Source organism: Methylobacterium sp. 37f (genome assembly GCF_023093475.1).
Classification (GTDB): domain Bacteria; phylum Pseudomonadota; class Alphaproteobacteria; order Rhizobiales; family Beijerinckiaceae; genus Methylobacterium.
Window position 1 is genome coordinate 95,405 of record NZ_JAGHKN010000015.1, and the last position, 16,054, is coordinate 111,458.

12 protein-coding genes are annotated in these 16,054 nt (G+C 69.1%); 7 read left to right on the plus strand and 5 right to left on the minus strand.

Features of this window, described 5'->3' with window-relative positions; genetic code table 11:
* Position 1 precedes the first annotated feature (1 nt).
* The gene (locus J7U37_RS12560) at positions 2–1,723 is read left to right on the plus strand and encodes a glycosyltransferase (RefSeq protein ID WP_247635928.1); all 1,722 of its coding nucleotides are present in this window, start codon (positions 2–4) and stop codon (positions 1,721–1,723) included.
* Positions 1,724–1,729: 6 nt separating this feature from the next.
* Here J7U37_RS12560 and purC read toward each other — a convergent pair whose 3' ends face one another.
* Together purC and nth are read right to left on the minus strand one after the other, a co-directional pair.
* Positions 1,730–2,524: a phosphoribosylaminoimidazolesuccinocarboxamide synthase gene (gene purC, locus J7U37_RS12565; RefSeq protein WP_055955211.1), complete on the minus strand. Its 795-nt coding sequence runs from the start codon at positions 2,522–2,524 to the stop codon at positions 1,730–1,732.
* Between the two features lie 223 nt (positions 2,525–2,747).
* Complete coding sequence (gene nth / locus J7U37_RS12570) at positions 2,748–3,512, minus strand: endonuclease III (RefSeq protein WP_247635929.1); 765 nt, start codon at positions 3,510–3,512, stop codon at positions 2,748–2,750.
* 20 nt (positions 3,513–3,532) lie between these two features.
* On the opposite strand from nth, the gene J7U37_RS12575 reads away from it, so the two are divergent.
* From J7U37_RS12575 to J7U37_RS12595, 5 genes are all read left to right on the plus strand, one after another.
* A complete protein-coding gene (locus J7U37_RS12575; RefSeq protein WP_056486426.1) occupies positions 3,533–4,069 on the plus strand; it encodes a DUF2244 domain-containing protein in 537 nt (178 codons plus the stop codon).
* 1 nt (position 4,070) lies between these two features.
* A complete protein-coding gene (locus tag J7U37_RS12580) occupies positions 4,071–4,649 on the plus strand; it encodes a DUF3016 domain-containing protein (protein ID WP_247635930.1) in 579 nt (192 codons plus the stop codon).
* A 195-nt stretch (positions 4,650–4,844) separates the two neighbouring features.
* Positions 4,845–5,555, plus strand: a complete 711-nt coding sequence (locus J7U37_RS12585; protein WP_247635940.1) for a response regulator transcription factor — start codon at positions 4,845–4,847, stop codon at positions 5,553–5,555.
* Positions 5,552–6,961: an ATP-binding protein gene (locus J7U37_RS12590; protein WP_247635931.1), complete on the plus strand. Its 1,410-nt coding sequence runs from the start codon at positions 5,552–5,554 to the stop codon at positions 6,959–6,961. The genes J7U37_RS12585 and J7U37_RS12590 overlap by 4 nt, the downstream gene beginning before the upstream one ends.
* Positions 6,962–6,964: 3 nt before the next feature.
* Positions 6,965–9,895 carry a bifunctional [glutamine synthetase] adenylyltransferase/[glutamine synthetase]-adenylyl-L-tyrosine phosphorylase gene (locus J7U37_RS12595; protein ID WP_247635932.1) on the plus strand — a complete coding sequence of 977 codons (2,931 nt, stop codon included), beginning with the start codon at positions 6,965–6,967 and terminating at the stop codon, positions 9,893–9,895.
* A 22-nt stretch (positions 9,896–9,917) separates the two neighbouring features.
* On the opposite strand, the gene J7U37_RS12600 is transcribed toward J7U37_RS12595, so the two are convergent.
* Both J7U37_RS12600 and pepN read right to left on the minus strand, forming a co-directional pair.
* Entirely contained in the window at positions 9,918–12,308 is a 2,391-nt protein-coding gene (locus J7U37_RS12600) for an ATP-binding protein (RefSeq protein WP_247635933.1), read from the minus strand.
* Positions 12,309–12,501: 193 nt separating this feature from the next.
* Positions 12,502–15,132 (minus strand): aminopeptidase N, encoded by a 2,631-nt coding sequence (gene pepN / locus J7U37_RS12605; RefSeq protein ID WP_247635934.1) that lies wholly within the window; start codon positions 15,130–15,132, stop codon positions 12,502–12,504.
* 129 nt (positions 15,133–15,261) lie between these two features.
* Between pepN and gloA the strand changes: the two genes are divergently transcribed.
* A complete protein-coding gene (gloA, locus tag J7U37_RS12610; RefSeq protein ID WP_247635935.1) occupies positions 15,262–15,702 on the plus strand; it encodes a lactoylglutathione lyase in 441 nt (146 codons plus the stop codon).
* A gap of 81 nt (positions 15,703–15,783) precedes the next feature.
* On the opposite strand, the gene J7U37_RS12615 is transcribed toward gloA, so the two are convergent.
* On the minus strand, positions 15,784–15,951 hold the full coding sequence (locus tag J7U37_RS12615) for a hypothetical protein (RefSeq protein WP_200935899.1): 168 nt from the start codon (positions 15,949–15,951) through the stop codon (positions 15,784–15,786).
* Positions 15,952–16,054 lie beyond the last annotated feature (103 nt).

Below are 16,054 nucleotides of genomic sequence, written 5' to 3' on the forward strand. Positions count from 1 at the left end.
GGTGGCGGGCGAGGCGTCGCCCGCCCTGGCCTTCGCGACGGCCGCGCGGGAAGCGGCGCCTGTGCGCTGGCTGAGGGCCGCCGCGATCCTCGCGCGATCTCCCCGCGAGGCTGTCGCGATTCTGCGCGCACGGTTGGCGGGCAAGCGGGTCCGGGCGCAGCAGGCGAGAGCGGCCCTGTTCGGCCTCGATCATGGATCGCTCCAGGCTTCGCCGGCCGTCCAGGCGCGACTCCTCGCTGGAACCGCGACCGAATTTGCTCGAACCGACGTCGAGGATGTGGCCATTCTCCTCCCGGGAGATTTGGCAAGTTCGGGCCTTGCAGCGGCTTCTTCGGGCCGTGCCGCGGCTTGTCTGGGCCGTGCGGCGGCTTCGGCCCCGATCCTTGTCCTGACGGCACCGGGACATGCCCTCGTGCCGGGAGCGACCGATCGCCTGACTGAACTTTTCGCCCAGGCTCCGACGATCCAGCTCGTCTATGGCGACGCGCTGCTCGGGCCGGTGACCGGTGCCGCGACGCCGCTGCTGCGCCCTGCCTTCGATCCCGAATACCTGATGGCCGTGGACTATATCGGACCGGTCCTGGCGATCCGCCGAAGCGCCCTCGCGGCCATCGTCGGCCCGGACGACGCCGCCAGCGGGGCCTTCGAACTCGTGCTGCGCACGGCCTGGCATTTCGGGCGCCAAGCCATCGCGCATCTGCCCGGCATCCTCTCCCGAAGCGATCCCGCGGAGAGCCCTCCGGCCGGCGACCCGGATCAGGCCGCAATCCTGCGTCGAAGCCTGGACCGGAGCGGTGGACACGCGATCGCGATCACCATCGAGCCGGACGGCATCCGGCGGCTGTCGCATCCGCTGCCGGAACCACATCCCCTGGTCAGCCTGATCGTGCCGACTCGCGACCGCGTCGACCTCCTCCGAACCTGCCTGACCAGCCTGATCGACCGCACAGACTGGCCGCGGCTCGAAATCCTCATCTGCGACAACGACAGTCGCGAGCCCGAGACCCTGGGGTATTTCCGGGATCTGACGGCGCGGGGCGTGGCCCGGATCATCCCGTGTCCGGGCCCCTTCGACTTTGCCGGGATGAACAACGCGGCCGCCGGCGCCGCACGGGGCCGGGTTCTCGCCTTCATCAACAACGACGTGGAAGCGCTGCATCCGGACTGGCTCGAACGCCTCGTGCGCGAGGCCCTGCGGCCCGATGTGGGGGCGGTGGGCGCCAAGCTGCTCGATGGGCAGGGCCGGATTCAGCATGGCGGCGTGCTGCTCGGCCCCGGAGGCCTCGTCACGCATGCGCATCGCTTCTTTGCTGGGAATGCCTTCGGCTACCTCGCGGGCCTGCGGGCGACGCGCGAGGTCTCGGCCGTCACGGCAGCCTGCCTTGTCGTGGAGGCCGCCAAGTTCTCGACGGTCGGGGGCTTCGATTCAGCGGCTTTCGCGGTCGATTTCAATGATGTCGACCTGTGCCTGCGCCTCAACGCGGCCGGGTATCGCACCCTGTTCGTCCCGGGGGCGGTGCTGCGGCACGACGAGGCTGCGAGCCGGCGCTGGACGCTCGCTGCGCGTGCCCGCCACGGGCGCGAGGTTGTGGCCTTTCAAAAGCGATGGGGGCCGCTGCTGGCGCAGGACCCCCATTATCATCCCGGGTTCGACCCCGATCTCGGCACCTATGCCCGCCTGCGGCCAGGCTGGCCCGGGGCCGGCCCGATACGCGCGCGCTGAACGGGCCTACTGGACCAGGCGCGGGCCGCCGGTCTGGACCTTCTCGTTCTCGGACATGATACCAAGACGCTTGGCGACCTCGGTATAGGCCTCGATCAGGCCACCGAGATCCTTGCGGAAACGGTCCTTGTCGAGCTTGTCCGACGACTTGATGTCCCACAGGCGGCAGGAATCCGGGGAGATCTCGTCGGCGACGACGATGCGCATCATATCGCCTTCCCACAGGCGGCCGGTCTCGATCTTGAAGTCGACCAGACGGATGCCGACGCCGAGGAAGAGCCCGGACAGGAAGTCGTTGACCCGGATGGCCAGGGCCATGATGTCGTCGATCTCCTGGGGCGTCGCCCAGCCGAAGGCGGTGATGTGCTCTTCCGACACCATCGGATCGTTGAGCGCGTCGTTCTTGTAGTAGAACTCGATGATCGAGCGCGGCAGCTGCGTGCCTTCCTCGAGGCCGAGGCGCGTGGCGAGCGAGCCGGCGGCGACGTTGCGCACCACCACTTCGAGCGGAATGATCTCGACTTCGCGGATCAGCTGCTCGCGCATGTTGAGGCGGCGGATGAAGTGCGTGGGTACGCCGATGTCGTTGAGATGCTGGAAGACGAACTCGGAAATCCGGTTGTTCAGCACGCCCTTGCCGTCGATGACGTCATGCTTCTGCGCGTTGAAGGCGGTGGCATCATCCTTGAAGTGCTGGATGAGCGTTCCCGGCTCGGGACCCTCGTAGAGGACCTTCGCCTTGCCCTCGTAGATGCGACGGCGGCGGTTCATAGGCGTGTACCGTGGTTTGAGGAAGTCCATGGGCCGTGACTCCTTGCGAGCGAACGATGCGGAATCCGCGGCGTGGCGGCCAGAGAGAGAGGCCGGGCCGAGAGACACGTCGTACGTCGAAAGCCTCCGCGACCGTGGCGCAAACTACCCGAAGCAAGCTGGCAGCACAACGCGTTGGCCGGATGGGTCCCATGCCGCCTGGGGAGAGCCGGGCGAGCGATCGGAGGCTTTTCGCGCGCGGCCGATCGGAGCGTCAGGCTGATGGCGTCGGGGGAGCCGGTGCCGAGGGAGCCGGTGTCTTGGCCGGGAATCGGCACAGGTCGGCGATCGGACAGCGATAGCACTCGGGCTTGCGCGCCTTGCAGATGTAACGTCCGAACAGAATCAACCAATGATGGGCGTTCAGCCGGTAGGGCGCTGGCACGATCGCCTCCAGTCCGGCCTGGACCTTGTCGGTGGTGGGCGCGACCACCAGGGGGATGCGGTTCGAGACCCGGAAGATGTGGGTATCCACCGCGATCGTCTCCTCGCCGAAGGCGACGTTGCGCACGACGCTCGCGGTCTTGGTGCCGACTCCCGGCAGCACCTCCAGCGCCGCGCGGTCGCGGGGCACCTGTCCGCCATGGCGCTCCACCAGGAGGCGCGACAGCGCGATCACGTTCTTCGCCTTGGTGTTGAACAGCCCGATGGTGCGGATGAAGTCCCGCACACGCTCCTCACCCAGGGCCAGCATCGCCTCCGGGGTGTCCGCGATGGCGAAGAGCGGCGCGGTGGCGAGGTTGACGCTGCGATCCGTCGCCTGCGCCGAGAGCACCACGGCTACCAGCAGGGTGAAGGGGTTCTGGAACTCCAATTCCGCCCGCGGTTCTGGGTTGGCGGCGCGCAACCGCGAAAAGATCTCCGTGACCGTCTCGGGTCCCACCGGTTCGGGCGTTGCGGGTACCGCTGCGACGATCGGCGCGGCGAGGCGCGCGGAGATCGATGATTTCCGGGGTCTAGTCGGCTGTCGGCTCGGCATCTGCGCGTTATATTCCCTGCATGGCGAGCGGCAATCATCACGTTCCACGGATCGGCCGGCATCCGGACGGCCTCGATCCCGACAGCATGGATCGGCCCGTGTTCCAGGCCACCATCCGGCCGCACCAGTCGCTCGGCCCCGACGGCTTCCGCATCGTGATGGGCCTGTGTTGCGCCGTTTCCCTCGTGACCTCGATCGCCTGCGTGCGGGCGGGCTTCTGGCCTGTGGCCGGGTTCTTCGGACTCGACATGATCGCCCTGTATGTCGCCCTGAAGGCCAGCTTCCGGCGCGGACGCTCCTTCGAGGAAGTGGTGATCACCCCGATCGAAGTGATGCTCGCCCGCGTCACCCATCGTGGCGAGCGGCGGGAATGGCGCTTCAATCCCCTCTGGACCAAGCTGACCCGGGTCGAGGACGAGGAGTACGGCATGCAGAGCCTCACCCTCGAATCGCGTCGGGAATTCGTCGTGGTGGCGCGCGACGCCTCGCCCCCGGAGCGCGAGGTGATCGCCGAGGGTCTGACGCGCGCCCTCGCGCAGGTGAAGAAGGGATACTGAGATGGCTGCCGGCGGACGGGCCAGACTGGCGATGCTGGTTGCCGTCGGCGGTCTCGGTTTCATGGGGCTCGCCCTTCCGAGCCTCAGCCTCGCGGGTCCCGCTTCGGCTACCCCCGCGCAAGCCCGAGTCACGGTCCGTTTCGTGGCACCGGAGCGCTACACCGATGCCGACGACCGGTACGGTTCGGGACCGGCCTTGCGCGGAACGTTGGCCGAGATCCGCCGGATCATCGAGGCGTCCGCCCTCCGGGTGATGGGACCGGACGACACGCTCGTCGTCGACGTCCTCGACATCGACCGGGCCGGATTCGTGCGGCCGGACCTCAACATCCCCTCCGGCCTGCGCGTGGTCAGCGATGTGACGCCGCCCGCCATCCGCCTGCGCTACGATCTGCGCCGCGGGAAAAGACGGATCGCTTCCGGCGAGGAGCGCCTGACCGACATCAACTTCCTGTTCGGCGCGCGCGGCGCAGCGGCCACCGGCAGCTTCGGCTACGAGGAAGATCTGCTGCGCCGCTGGGCCCGCGAGCGGCTGTCCGCCCGCGACGGCGCCTCCGCCCCGGGCCCGCGCCCGCAGTAGGACGCGGCGTCCTCCGGCCGTCCGTCTCATCCGCCTTCAGGTCCGCACATGACCAAAGCGTCATGTTGCCGCCAGCCTCGCGCAACGGTTGCGCTCCTACCGTCCCGGTCTTCGATCGCGGACGGAGGGCGCAGCATGAACGTGACCGGACAAGGCGGTTTCGTAATCCCGGGCGAGCCCCTATCACTCCGTCCCATGCGTCTGCTCATCATCGAGGACGACCGCGAGGCGGTCGCGTACCTGGTCAAGGCCTTCCGGGAAGCCGGCCACATCGCGGACCATGCCTCCGATGGCCTCGATGGCTACGCCATGGCGCAGGAGGGCGATTACGACGTGCTCATCGTCGATCGCATGCTGCCCAAGCTCGACGGCCTGTCCCTCATCCGCTCCCTGCGCGAGCAGGGGGTGACCACCTCCGTCCTCATCCTCTCTGCCCTGGGCCAGGTGGACGACCGCGTGAAGGGCCTTCGCGCCGGCGGCGACGACTACCTGCCCAAACCCTACGCCTTCTCCGAACTGCTCGCCCGAACCGAGGTGCTGGCCCGGCGCCGGGCCGGTTCGGGCGCGGCGGCGGAGGCGACGGCCTACCGGGTCGGCGATCTCGAACTCGACCGCCTGTCCCATCGCGTCACCCGGGCCGGACAGGAGATCGTGCTGCAACCGCGCGAATTCCGCCTGCTCGAATACCTCATGCGCCATGCCGGCCAGGTGGTGACCCGGACGATGCTGCTGGAGCATGTCTGGGACTATCATTTCGATCCGCAGACCAACGTCATCGACGTGCATGTCTCGCGCCTTCGCGCCAAGGTCGACAAGGATTTCGAGCACCCGATCATCCACACCGTGCGCGGGACCGGCTACGTGCTGCGGGTCGACGAGGTGCGCGGGCACGGCACGGCGCCGTGACGACGTTCGACGACGCCCCCGGCGGGCGCCTGCGCAACCTGTTCCGCACCACGGCCTTCAAGCTCTCCGTCGCCTACCTGCTGGTGTTCGCCACCTGCGCGCTGGCGGCTCTGGGCTACGTGGCCTGGAATGCGAGCCGGGTCCTCGACGACCAGATGGTCTCTACCATCGAGGCCGAGATCAACGGCCTGTCCGAGCAGTACAAGGTCGGGGGCCTGCGCCGACTGATCGCCGCGGTGGAGCGCCGGGCCGGCGAACCCGGGGCCTCCCTCTACCTCGTCACCAACGCGGCCGGCGAGCGCCTCGTCGGCAACATCGCGGCGCTTCCGACCGGTCTCATCGTCGATCCGGGGCAGACGGAAGCCGACTACGCCCGCAACGGGGGATCGCAGATCCTCGATCACCGCGCCATCATGCAGATCTTCGTGCTGCCGGGCGGTTTCCGGCTCCTGGTCGGGCGCGACGTCGAGGAGCGCGACCGCCTGCGCTCCGTCATCGGGCGGACCTTCGGCTCCTCGGTGGGTCTCGTCGTGCTGCTCGGCGTGGTAGGCGCCTGGTTCATCGCCAGCCGCGTGCTGAAGCGGGTCGATGCCATGACGGAGACCACCCGCCGGATCATGGCCGGCGACCTCGACGGACGCCTCGCGGTGGCGGGCAACGGCGACGAACTCGATCGCCTCGCGCGCAATCTCAACGCGATGCTGGAGCGAATCGGCGAACTGATGCGGGGCCTGCGCGACGTCTCCGACAACATCGCCCATGACCTGAAGACCCCGCTGACCCGCCTGCGCAACCGGGCCGAGGAGGCTTTGCGCAGCGCCGAGTCGCCCGAGGCGCTGCGTACCGCTTTGGAGGGCGTGATCGAGGAGAGCGACGGCCTGATCCGGGTCTTCAACGCCCTCCTGATGATCGCCCGCCTCGAAGGCGCGAGCGCCCGCGAGGAGTTCCAGGTCTTCGACGTCGGTGCGGTGGTGCAGGCGGTGGCGGAGCTGTACGAGCCCCTGGCCTCGGAGCACGGGCTCGCCCTCGTGGTGGTGACCGAAGGCGACCCGCTGACCCTGCGGGGCAGCCGCGAACTGGTCGGTCAGGCCGTAGCGAACCTGGTCGACAATGCCGTCAAGTACGGAGGTCCGGACGGCGAGATCCGCGTGTCGGCCGTTCGGACCGGCGACACCCTGCGCCTCAGCGTTTCGGATTCGGGACCCGGGATCCCCTCCGACGCACGGGGGCGGGTGCTCGACCGCTTCGTCCGCCTGGAAGAGGCCCGCTCGCAACCCGGATTCGGTCTCGGCCTCAGCCTCGTCAACGCGGTGGTGCGTCTGCATCAGGGGACATTGGCCCTCGAAGACCATGCCCCCGGCCTTTCGGTCGTGATAACCCTGCCGGCAGGAGACGCGGGAGGATAGGGCATGTCGCAGGGGGCCAGCACGCCGAAGGGCACCCTTCGGGCGCGTCTTACGGCCGCGCCGGTGCTGTCCGATCCCGAAAGTGCGGCCGCTCGGCTGGCCGAACTGGAGTCCACGCTTCCAGCCGGGTGCCTCGATGCCCCCTTACGGGCGCTGCTGGCGGGACTGGCCGACCACGCGCCGTTCCTCTGGCAACTCGTGCTGCGGGAGCCGGACCGCTTCGCCGCCCTGGTCGAGGCGGAGCCCGATGCGTCCCTCGCGGCGATCGTGGCGCGCCAGCGGGTGGCGGGGCGGAGCGGCGATCTCGACGCCGTCGCGAAGGCCTTGCGGCGGAACCGGGCGGAGCATGCCCTGCTGGTGGCGCTCTGCGATATCGGCGGTCTGTGGCCCCTGGCGAACGTGACCCAGGCCCTGTCCGACTTCGCCGATGCCTCGGTCCTGGCCGCGGCCGACGCGATGCTGCTGCAGGCCGCGGCGGCGGGGCGTTTCCTGCCGCGCGATCCGGACGATCCGCAAGTGGGCTCGGGCCTCATCGTCCTGGCGCTCGGCAAGCACGGCGCGGGCGAGCTTAATTATTCCAGCGACATCGACCTCGTGGTGTTCTTCGATCCTGAGGTGGCGCCCCTCAAGGCGGACCTGCCGCCGACGCCGTTCTTCACCAAGCTGGCGCAGGGCATGGCCAAGCTGCTGCAGGAGCGGACCGCCGACGGCTACGTCCACCGCGTCGATTATCGCCTGCGTCCGGACCCCGGTTCGACGCCGGCGGCGCTCTCGCTGAACGCGGCTTACGTCTATTACGAGAATCTCGGGCAGAATTGGGAGCGAGCCGCCTACATCAAGGCGCGCGCCATCGCGGGCGATATCCCGGCGGGCGAGACCTTCCTGGCCAATCTGCGCCCCTTCGTCTGGCGCAAGTATTTCGACTTCGCCTCCATCGCCGACGTGCACGCGATGAAGCGCCAGATCCATGCCGTGCGCGGCCACGACACGATCGCGGTGGCGGGCCACGACATCAAGCTCGGGCGCGGCGGCATCCGGGAGATCGAGTTCTTCGTCCAGACCCAGCAACTGGTCTTCGGCGGGCGCAGGCCCGAGCTGCGCGGCCGTCGCACCGTCGCGATGCTCGACGGCCTGACCCGGGACGGCTGGATCGACGCGACCGCCCGCGACGATCTCACGGCGGCCTACGACTTCCTACGCACCATCGAGCACCGGCTCCAGATGCTGCGGGACGAGCAGACCCAGCGCCTGCCCGCCGACACCGACGAACTCGACCGGTTCGCCCGCTTCGCCGGTTTCGCGACGCGCGAGGCTTTCGAGGCGGCGCTGCTTCACCATGCCCGCCGGGTCCAGGGCCATTACGCGCTGCTGTTCGAGGCTGAGCCCGACCTTTCCTCCGACGTGGGCGATCTCGTCTTCAGCGGGACGGGAGACGACCCGGCCACCCTCGCGACCCTGCGCAAACTCGGCTTTCGCGAGCCCGAGCGCGCGGTGGAGACCGTGCGCGGCTGGCATTTCGGGCGGCGCCCCGCCGTGCGCACGCCGCGCGCGCGCGAAGTGCTGACGGAGCTGGTCCCGGCCCTGATGCAGGCGCTCGGTGGCACGGCGCATCCCGATACGGCCCTCGACACCCTCGACCGGGCCTTCGCCCGGATGCCGGCGGCCCTCGAACTCCTGACGATCCTGCGCTCGAACGAGCGACTTCGGCTGCTCTTCGCCGATCTCCTCGGTACGGCCCCGCGCCTCGCCGAGACCGTGGCGTTCAGCCCCCATGTTCTCGATGCGGTGATCGATCGCGATTTCGCCGAGGCCGAAACGGATGCCGGTGCCCTGACGACGCAGTTCCGGGCGCGCCTGGGCAATCCGACCGATCATGAGGATTTCCTGGACCGGAGCCGCGACGCGGCGCGCCAATTACGCTTCCTCACCGGCGCGCGCCTGCTCTCGGGCGTCCTTTCTCCGGAAGAAGCCGGTCGCGCCTTCGCGGGCATTGCCGACGCGGTGATCGCCGCCACGGTGGAGCGCGTCTCCGCGGGCTTCTTCGCCGAGCACGGTGCGGTGCCGCAGGGGCGCTTCGCGGTCCTCGGTCTCGGCCGGCTCGGCTCGCGCCAGCTCACGGCCGATTCCGATCTCGATCTCGTGCTGGTCTATGATTTCGATTCCACCGACCGGATGAGTGCCGGGCCGAGGCCTCTGGACGCGGCGGTGGCCTACAACCGCCTGGCCCAGCGCATCGTCGCCGCCCTCACGGTGCCGACCCGCCGCGGGCATCTTTATGAGGTCGACCTGCGCCTGCGGCCCGGCGGTGGTCAGGGACCGGTGGCCGTGCAGTGGCGCGGCTTCCGAACCTATCAGGCCGAAGACGCCGAACTCTGGGAGCACATGGCTCTGACCCGGGCGCGTGTCATCGTCGGCGATGCGAGCCTCACGGGCGATCTCGACGGGGAGATCCGCGCCCTCGTGAGCCGTCCGAGGCCGGCGGCCGAAGTCCATCGCGCGGTTCGGGACATGCGCCGCCTCGTGGAAGCGGAAAAGGGTCATCGGGGGGCCCTCGACCTCAAGCTCGCCCCCGGCGGTCTGCTCGATCTCGACTTCCTGGCCCAGGCCCTCGTGCTCGGGCAGGCGCATGCGACGCCGGATCTCATCGGACTCGGGGCCTGCGCGGTGTTCAGCCGCGCGGCCGATCACGGCCTGCTTCGACGATCGGACGCCGACCGTCTCGCGGAGGCCTACCGCCAGTTCGACGATGTCCTGCACTGGCAGAGACTGATGGTCGAAGGCGATCCGGCCGAGGCCGCGCCGGTGGCCCTGTCGCGACTGGCGGTGGCGATGGGGGCGCCCGATGCGGCGCGACTGGTCGCGGCCCTGGACGAGACTCGCGTCGAGGTGCGCGCCCTCTTCGACCGTCTGCTCGGTGCCGGCGCGGCGGACTGATCCGCCCACTCGACCGCAGCGGTCAGATCTGCTCGGCCTGGGGCTCCATGCGCCGGGCGGTGGCACCGGCCGCGTCACGCAGGGAGGCGACGGTCTCCTGGGCAGCTTCGATCGACAGGCTCCGCAGGTGCTCTGGCGTCGGGATGGGCATCCGGACCAGCACGATGGTGCCGAGACCTTCCTGGGAGCGGATGCGCAGGCCGCCGCCGTGCAGCTCAGCCATGGAGCGTGCGATGGCAAGGCCGAGCCCGGAGCCCTTGTGGCTGCGGGTGAGATTGGTCTCGACCTGCTGGAACGGCGCGCCGAGGCGGCTCAGGTGGGTCTTGGGGATGCCGATGCCGGTATCCTCCACGAAGATGTGGACGTGGTCGCCGGCGGGACGCGCCTTGATGATGATCCGGCCGTCGCCCGCTGGCGTGAATTTCACCGCGTTCTGCACGAGGTTCGTGAGGATCTGGTGCAGGGCACGCTCGTCGGCCAGCACCGTCAAGGCCTCGACCACGTCGACGCTGACGGTCAGCGATTTCGCTCGGGCGGCCTCGCCGACCAGCTTCAGGGTGCCCTCGATGGCGCCCGCGACCGCGATCTCGCGTGGGGCGAGCTTCACCGTCTGCGCTTCGATGCGCGACATGTTGAGGATGTCGTCGATGACCGAGAGCAGGTAGTCGCCGCTCGACCGGATGTCGCGGCAGTAATCGGTGTAGCGCGGCGAGCCGAGGGTACCGTAGACCTCGCTCTCCATCAGCTCGGCGAAGCCCATGATGGCGTTGAGCGGCGTGCGCAGCTCGTGGCTCATATTGGCCAGGAACTCGGACTTCGCCTGGTTGGCGCCCTCGGCTTGGGCCTTCTGGTCGAGGTAGCGCTCCGCGAGATCGGCGAGCTGCTGGGTCTGGAGTTCGAGGGTGCGGCGCGAGCGCTTGAGGTCGCGCACCGTCTCGATCAGCTCGCGCTCCGACTGGACGAGCTGTTCCTGGTGGCGCTTCAGGTTGGTGATGTCGGTGCCGACGGAGACGTAGCCGCCGTCCTTGGTGCGACGTTCGCTGATCTGGAGCCAGCGCCCGTCGGTCAGTTCGGCCTCGAAGGTGCGGGCGGTGGCGCCGCTCGGCTCGAGGTCGCGCAATTCCCGCCGCACGGGGGGCAGCACGCCCCGGCCCATGATCTCGGCGTAGCGCTTGCCCGGCGTGGCGTCCTCGGAGCTGAGCGCGTGCAGGTGGCGGAATTTCGAGTTGCAGAGGACGAGGCGGTTGCCGGTATCCCACAGCACGAAGGCCTCGGAGATCGCCTCGACGGCGTCACGCAGGCGCATGTCGGCGGTGGCGTTCAGCTCGGCGAGGTTGCGCTGCTCGGTGACGTCGAGGGCGATGCCGACGAGGTGGCGGCCGCCGTCGATGGTATCGGGCACGATCTCGGCCCGCATCCGCATCCAGACCCAGTTTCCGTTGGCGCCGCGGACCCGGAACTCGTGGTCGACGGTCGACTGGCTGGCGGCGAGGTGCCGGGCGAGGCTGTAGAGGTCGCCGTCGTCGGGATGCACGAGGGCGTTGACGTCGCCGAAGGAGAGAAATTCCCGCTCGCGGTGGTAGCCCAGCAGGGCGTACATCGAATCCGACCAGTAGATGCGCCCACGTGGGATATCCCAGTCCCACAGGCCGCATCGGCCGCGCCCGAGGGCCGTATCGAGGCGCTGCTTGATCTCCTCGCAGACCCGGTCGACGGCGTGGGCCCGGCGTGTCTGCAAGGCGTAGGCGATGCCGGTCCCGATGATCACCAGGGCGGCGGCCCCGAGCAGGATCGCCTGGTTGCGCATGCGCAGGGTCCAGGCGGCGGTGATGCCGGTGAGAGGTTGCAGCACCGCCACCTGGCCGCGCCCGCCAGGCAGGCTGCGCAGGGCCGCGATCACCACCGAACCGTCAGACAGGGTCACGGTCATCACGCCGGCGCTCTCGCCGAGGGTGCTGAGGGCCTGCATCTCGCCCAGATGCTCGGTGAGCGTCCGCCTCGGGCCGGGGAGGGGCGGATTCGCCGCCACGATGACGTCGTTGGGGGAAATCAGCAGGATTTGGCGCCCGGCATGGAGCAGGCCCGGCGGCAGCAGGGCGCCGAGATTGCGATGGGCCTCGTTCGCCTTGGCCTCGCCGTCGATGTCGATGTTCGCGAAGGCTGCCGCGGCGAGCCGGGTCACCGCCTCCACGTCGGTGGTCGCCGCGCGGATCACCTCCGCCCGCTGCGCCTGGAGCAGCATGGCCGCCACGGCGCCGAAGCAGATCAGAAATGTGGCGAACAGCGCCGGCAGGGCGAAGCGCAGCCAGGTCTCCGCACGGACGAACCGGACATGCGCGGCGTGTTGGGGCCGGTGGATGCCGAGAATCGTATCCGCACGCGCGGAGAGGGAAGCGGAATCCGCCTCCAGCATGAACGAACTCCGCAATTGGGATTGTCTGGCCTGGAGCGCGGATCAACCCGCGTTCCGAATCGTATACGATTCAACATTTCCGCCGGGGGTTTGTCCACGCGTTTTTTCCGGCCACGCTTGACTCCCCGCGCGAATCGAAGCGCGGAAATCCGTCTCCGATCCGTCTGAAAAACTGATTCCCGCCAAACACTTGCTAGCCGGCAAGCGTCCGCTGGAGGATGTCCGAAACGTCCCGTGACAGACCCGCAACACCCTGAATTTTCGTAAGCGCGGCCTTTGCCCGGTCGCGGCGTTCCGGCTCCATCATCCGCCACGATCCAAAAGCCGTCAGCAGGCGTGCGGCCACCTGCGGGTTGGTCGAATCGAGTGCCAGAACCGCGTCTGCTACAAGAGCATAGCCGGTGCCGTCCGGCCGGTTGAACTGAGTCGGATTTGCCATCCCGAAACTACCGATCAGGGACCGGACGCGGTTGGGATTGGTCATGGTGAAGGCCGGATGACCCTGGAGCCGGCGGATGCGCTCCGGCGTGCCGTCGTCGGGAATCGTCGCCTGGATCGCCAGCCACTTGTCGAGGACCAGGGGCTCCGACCGGTAATCCGTGGCGAAACGCTCGAGCGCATCCTCGCGGGCCGGGCCGGAGACCTGGGCCAGGACCGCCAGGGCCGCGAGACGATCGGTCATCGTGGTGGCGGCCTCCATTTGGGCGAGGGCGAGACCGGTCGCGGCCTCGGGATCGGCCGCCGACATCAGGTCGAGGGCGGCGTTGCGCAACGCCCGCCGCCCGGCTGCCGCCGCATCGGGGCTGAAGGGCATGCCCGCCGGCTCGGCAAGCGCTTCGCGCAGGCCGGCGAGCCGGTCGCGAAGGCACGCTCCGAGGTGCCGCCGCAGGGCATGGCGCGCCCGATGGATCGCGTCCGGATCGATGTCCGCCGCGATCTCGTTGGCCACGTCGGCCTCGCTCGGCAGGGCGAGGATCAGGGCGGCGAAGGCCGGATCGGACAGGGCCTCGGCGTCGAGGAAGGCGGCGAGCGCGGTGCCGAGGCCCTCGGCGCCGGCGTCGGAGACCGTGCCCGAGCGCGATCCCTGGATCAGCAGGCGCATGGCCACGCCCTGGGCCGCCTGCCAGCGGTTGAACGCATCCGGGTCGTGGCGCAACAGGGTCAGCGAATCGGCATCGGTCATCTCGATCTCGACCCGGACCGGGGCGGAGAAGCCGCGGAACAGCGACGGCACCGGGCGTTCGCCGACGTTCGTGACGACGAGGGTGTCGGTGTGCCGTTCGAGCACGAACACGCCGTCCTCCATCCGGTCGCTCCGCGCCGCGACGAGGGGCCCGTCCGGCCCGACGAGGCCGAGCCGGATCGGAATCACCAGGGGCGGGCTGTCGGACGCGCCCGGCAGGCTCTGCCGGAACTCCAGGCGGTAGGTCCGGGCCTCCGGATCGTAATGCGCCTGCACCGCGACGCGCGGCGTGCCGGGGCGTTCGTACCAGCGCGCAAAGGCGCTGAGATCGCGCCCGGAGGTCGCCGCGAAAGCGGCGAGGAAATCCTCCACCGTGGCGGCCGTGCCGTCGTTGTCGGTGAAGTAGCGGTCCATCCCGGCCCGGAAGGCTTGCGCGCCCAGGAGCGTGCGCAGCATCCGTACGATCTCGGCGCCCTTCTCGTAGACCGTGGCCGTGTAGAAGTTGTTGATCTCGGTGTACTGCCTCGGCCGAACCGGATGGGCGAGGGGACCGGCATCCTCGGGGAACTGCCGGGCGCGCAGGGTACGGACCTCGCCAATGCGATGGACGGCGCGCGAGCGCATGTCGGAGGAGAATTCCTGGTCGCGGAAGACCGTCAGGCCCTCCTTGAGGCAGAGCTGGAACCAGTCCCGGCAGGTGATGCGATTGCCGGTCCAGTTGTGGAAATACTCGTGCGCGATGATCGCCTCGATGGCCGCGTAATCCGCATCCGTCGCGGTCTCGGGCGAGGCGAGCACGTAGCGGTCGTTGAAGATGTTGAGGCCCTTGTTCTCCATCGCTCCCATGTTGAAGTCGGAGACGGCGACGACGTTGAATACGTCGAGGTCGTAGGCGCGGCCGAAGGCGGTCTCGTCCCAGGCCATCGAGCGCGCGACCGCGTCGAGGGCGTAATCGGCACGGTCGGCCTTGCCGGGTTCGACGTAGACGGCGAGTTCGACAATGCGGCCCTCGCTGGTGGTGAAGGGGCGCCGCACCAGATCGAGGCGCCCGCCCACGAGAGCGAAGAGATAGGCCGGCTTCGGGTGCGGATCGTGCCAGATCGCGAAGTGGCGCCCGGGACCGGCCTCGCCGCGCTCCACCGGGTTGCCGTTGCCGAGGAGCACCGGCGCCTCGTCGCGGTCGGCCTCGATCCGGGTGGTGTAGACCGCCATCACGTCCGGCCGGTCGAGGAAATAGGTGATCCGGCGGAAGCCGTCGGCCTCGCACTGGGTGCAGTAGACGCCGTTGGAGCGATACAGCCCCATCAGCTTGGTGTTGGCCGTGGGATCGACCCGTGTGGCGATGCTGAGGGTGAACGGGCCGGCCGGGGGATGCGGCAGCGTGAGGCTCGACGGGGTGAGGCTGTAGGCCTCGGGCGGAAGGGGCTGGCCGTCCAGGGCGAGGCCGACGAGGGTCAGGTCCTCGCCATCGAGCACCAGGGGCGCCCCGGGCCGCCCGGCCGGATTGGGATGGAGGGTCAGTTCAGCTCGCACCGTCGTCGCGCTCGGGTGGAGCGCCACGTCGAGAGCCACCGTCCCGATCAGGTAGTCGCTCGGGCGGTAATCCTCCAGGCGGATCGGGATGGGCGTTTCGGTGCGCATGCGGGGTCCTTCGGCTGCGACGCCACTGTGCGGGCGGGGCGGCGCCGGCGCAACGCGCCGTCTGACAGGCGCGTTGACGCGCACCCACCTGGGGCCACATAGGCGCTATTCCTCGGAGAGCACCAACCCATGCGATTCCTTCACACCATGGTCCGCGTCGCCGACCTCGACCGCGCCCTCGACTTCTACGTCAACACCTTCGGGCTTCAGGAGGTGCGCCGCGTCGACAACGAGAAAGGCCGCTTCACCCTGGTCTTCCTGGCGGCCCCCGACGATGCCGGCACCGCCAAGGAGACCCAGGCCCCGGTCATCGAGCTGACCCATAACTGGGACCCCGAGACCTATTCGGGTGGCCGCAACTTCGGGCATCTCGCTTACGAGGTCGATGACATCTACGCCTTCTGCGCCAAGCTGCAGGCTGCCGGAATCCCGATCAACCGCCCGCCGCGCGACGGCAACATGGCCTTCGTGAAGTCCCCCGACGGCATCTCGATCGAGCTGCTGCAGAAGGGACCGGCCAAGCCGCCGCAGGAGCCCTGGTCCTCGATGGAAAACACCGGCACCTGGTAAGCTTCCAGCCTCCGACCGTGAGGGTTTGCAATCGCGAGAGCCGCCTGCACCGAAAGGTGCGGGCGGCTCTCGACCTTCGAATCAAGGCTCGGGCACGGGTGTGATGCCGAGTTGGCTGAGCTTGGCCGTCACGGTCTCGATCGGCCGACGCAGCTTCAGGCTCATCACCGAGACGGGGATGCCCTCGCGCGCCATCGCGGTGAGTTGCTGGACGGATTCGAGCGTCCAGGCCGTGTCGTTCGTCGCCATCGCTTCCTCCTGTTCCGAACGTCGTCTGCGGTGCGGGTCTGCCCGCCTCGCCCTTCGAGACGTGGCACTGACGAGGATGTGGACAAGGGGGCGGGCAAAGGGG

What these genes read in the sequence shown, in the direction of transcription:
- J7U37_RS12585 (WP_247635940.1), top strand. Translation starts at nt 4,845, where the DNA reads ATGCGTCTGCTCATCATCGAGGACGACCGCGAGGCGGTCGCGTACCTG.
- J7U37_RS12615 (WP_200935899.1), bottom strand. Translation starts at nt 15,951, where the DNA reads ATGGCGACGAACGACACGGCCTGGACGCTCGAATCCGTCCAGCAACTC.
- pepN (WP_247635934.1), bottom strand. Translation starts at nt 15,132, where the DNA reads ATGCGCACCGAAACGCCCATCCCGATCCGCCTGGAGGATTACCGCCCG.
- gloA (WP_247635935.1), top strand. Translation starts at nt 15,262, where the DNA reads ATGCGATTCCTTCACACCATGGTCCGCGTCGCCGACCTCGACCGCGCC.
- J7U37_RS12575 (WP_056486426.1), top strand. Translation starts at nt 3,533, where the DNA reads ATGGCGAGCGGCAATCATCACGTTCCACGGATCGGCCGGCATCCGGAC.
- nth (WP_247635929.1), bottom strand. Translation starts at nt 3,512, where the DNA reads ATGCCGAGCCGACAGCCGACTAGACCCCGGAAATCATCGATCTCCGCG.
- J7U37_RS12600 (WP_247635933.1), bottom strand. Translation starts at nt 12,308, where the DNA reads ATGCTGGAGGCGGATTCCGCTTCCCTCTCCGCGCGTGCGGATACGATT.
- J7U37_RS12595 (WP_247635932.1), top strand. Translation starts at nt 6,965, where the DNA reads ATGTCGCAGGGGGCCAGCACGCCGAAGGGCACCCTTCGGGCGCGTCTT.
- purC (WP_055955211.1), bottom strand. Translation starts at nt 2,524, where the DNA reads ATGGACTTCCTCAAACCACGGTACACGCCTATGAACCGCCGCCGTCGC.
- J7U37_RS12580 (WP_247635930.1), top strand. Translation starts at nt 4,071, where the DNA reads ATGGCTGCCGGCGGACGGGCCAGACTGGCGATGCTGGTTGCCGTCGGC.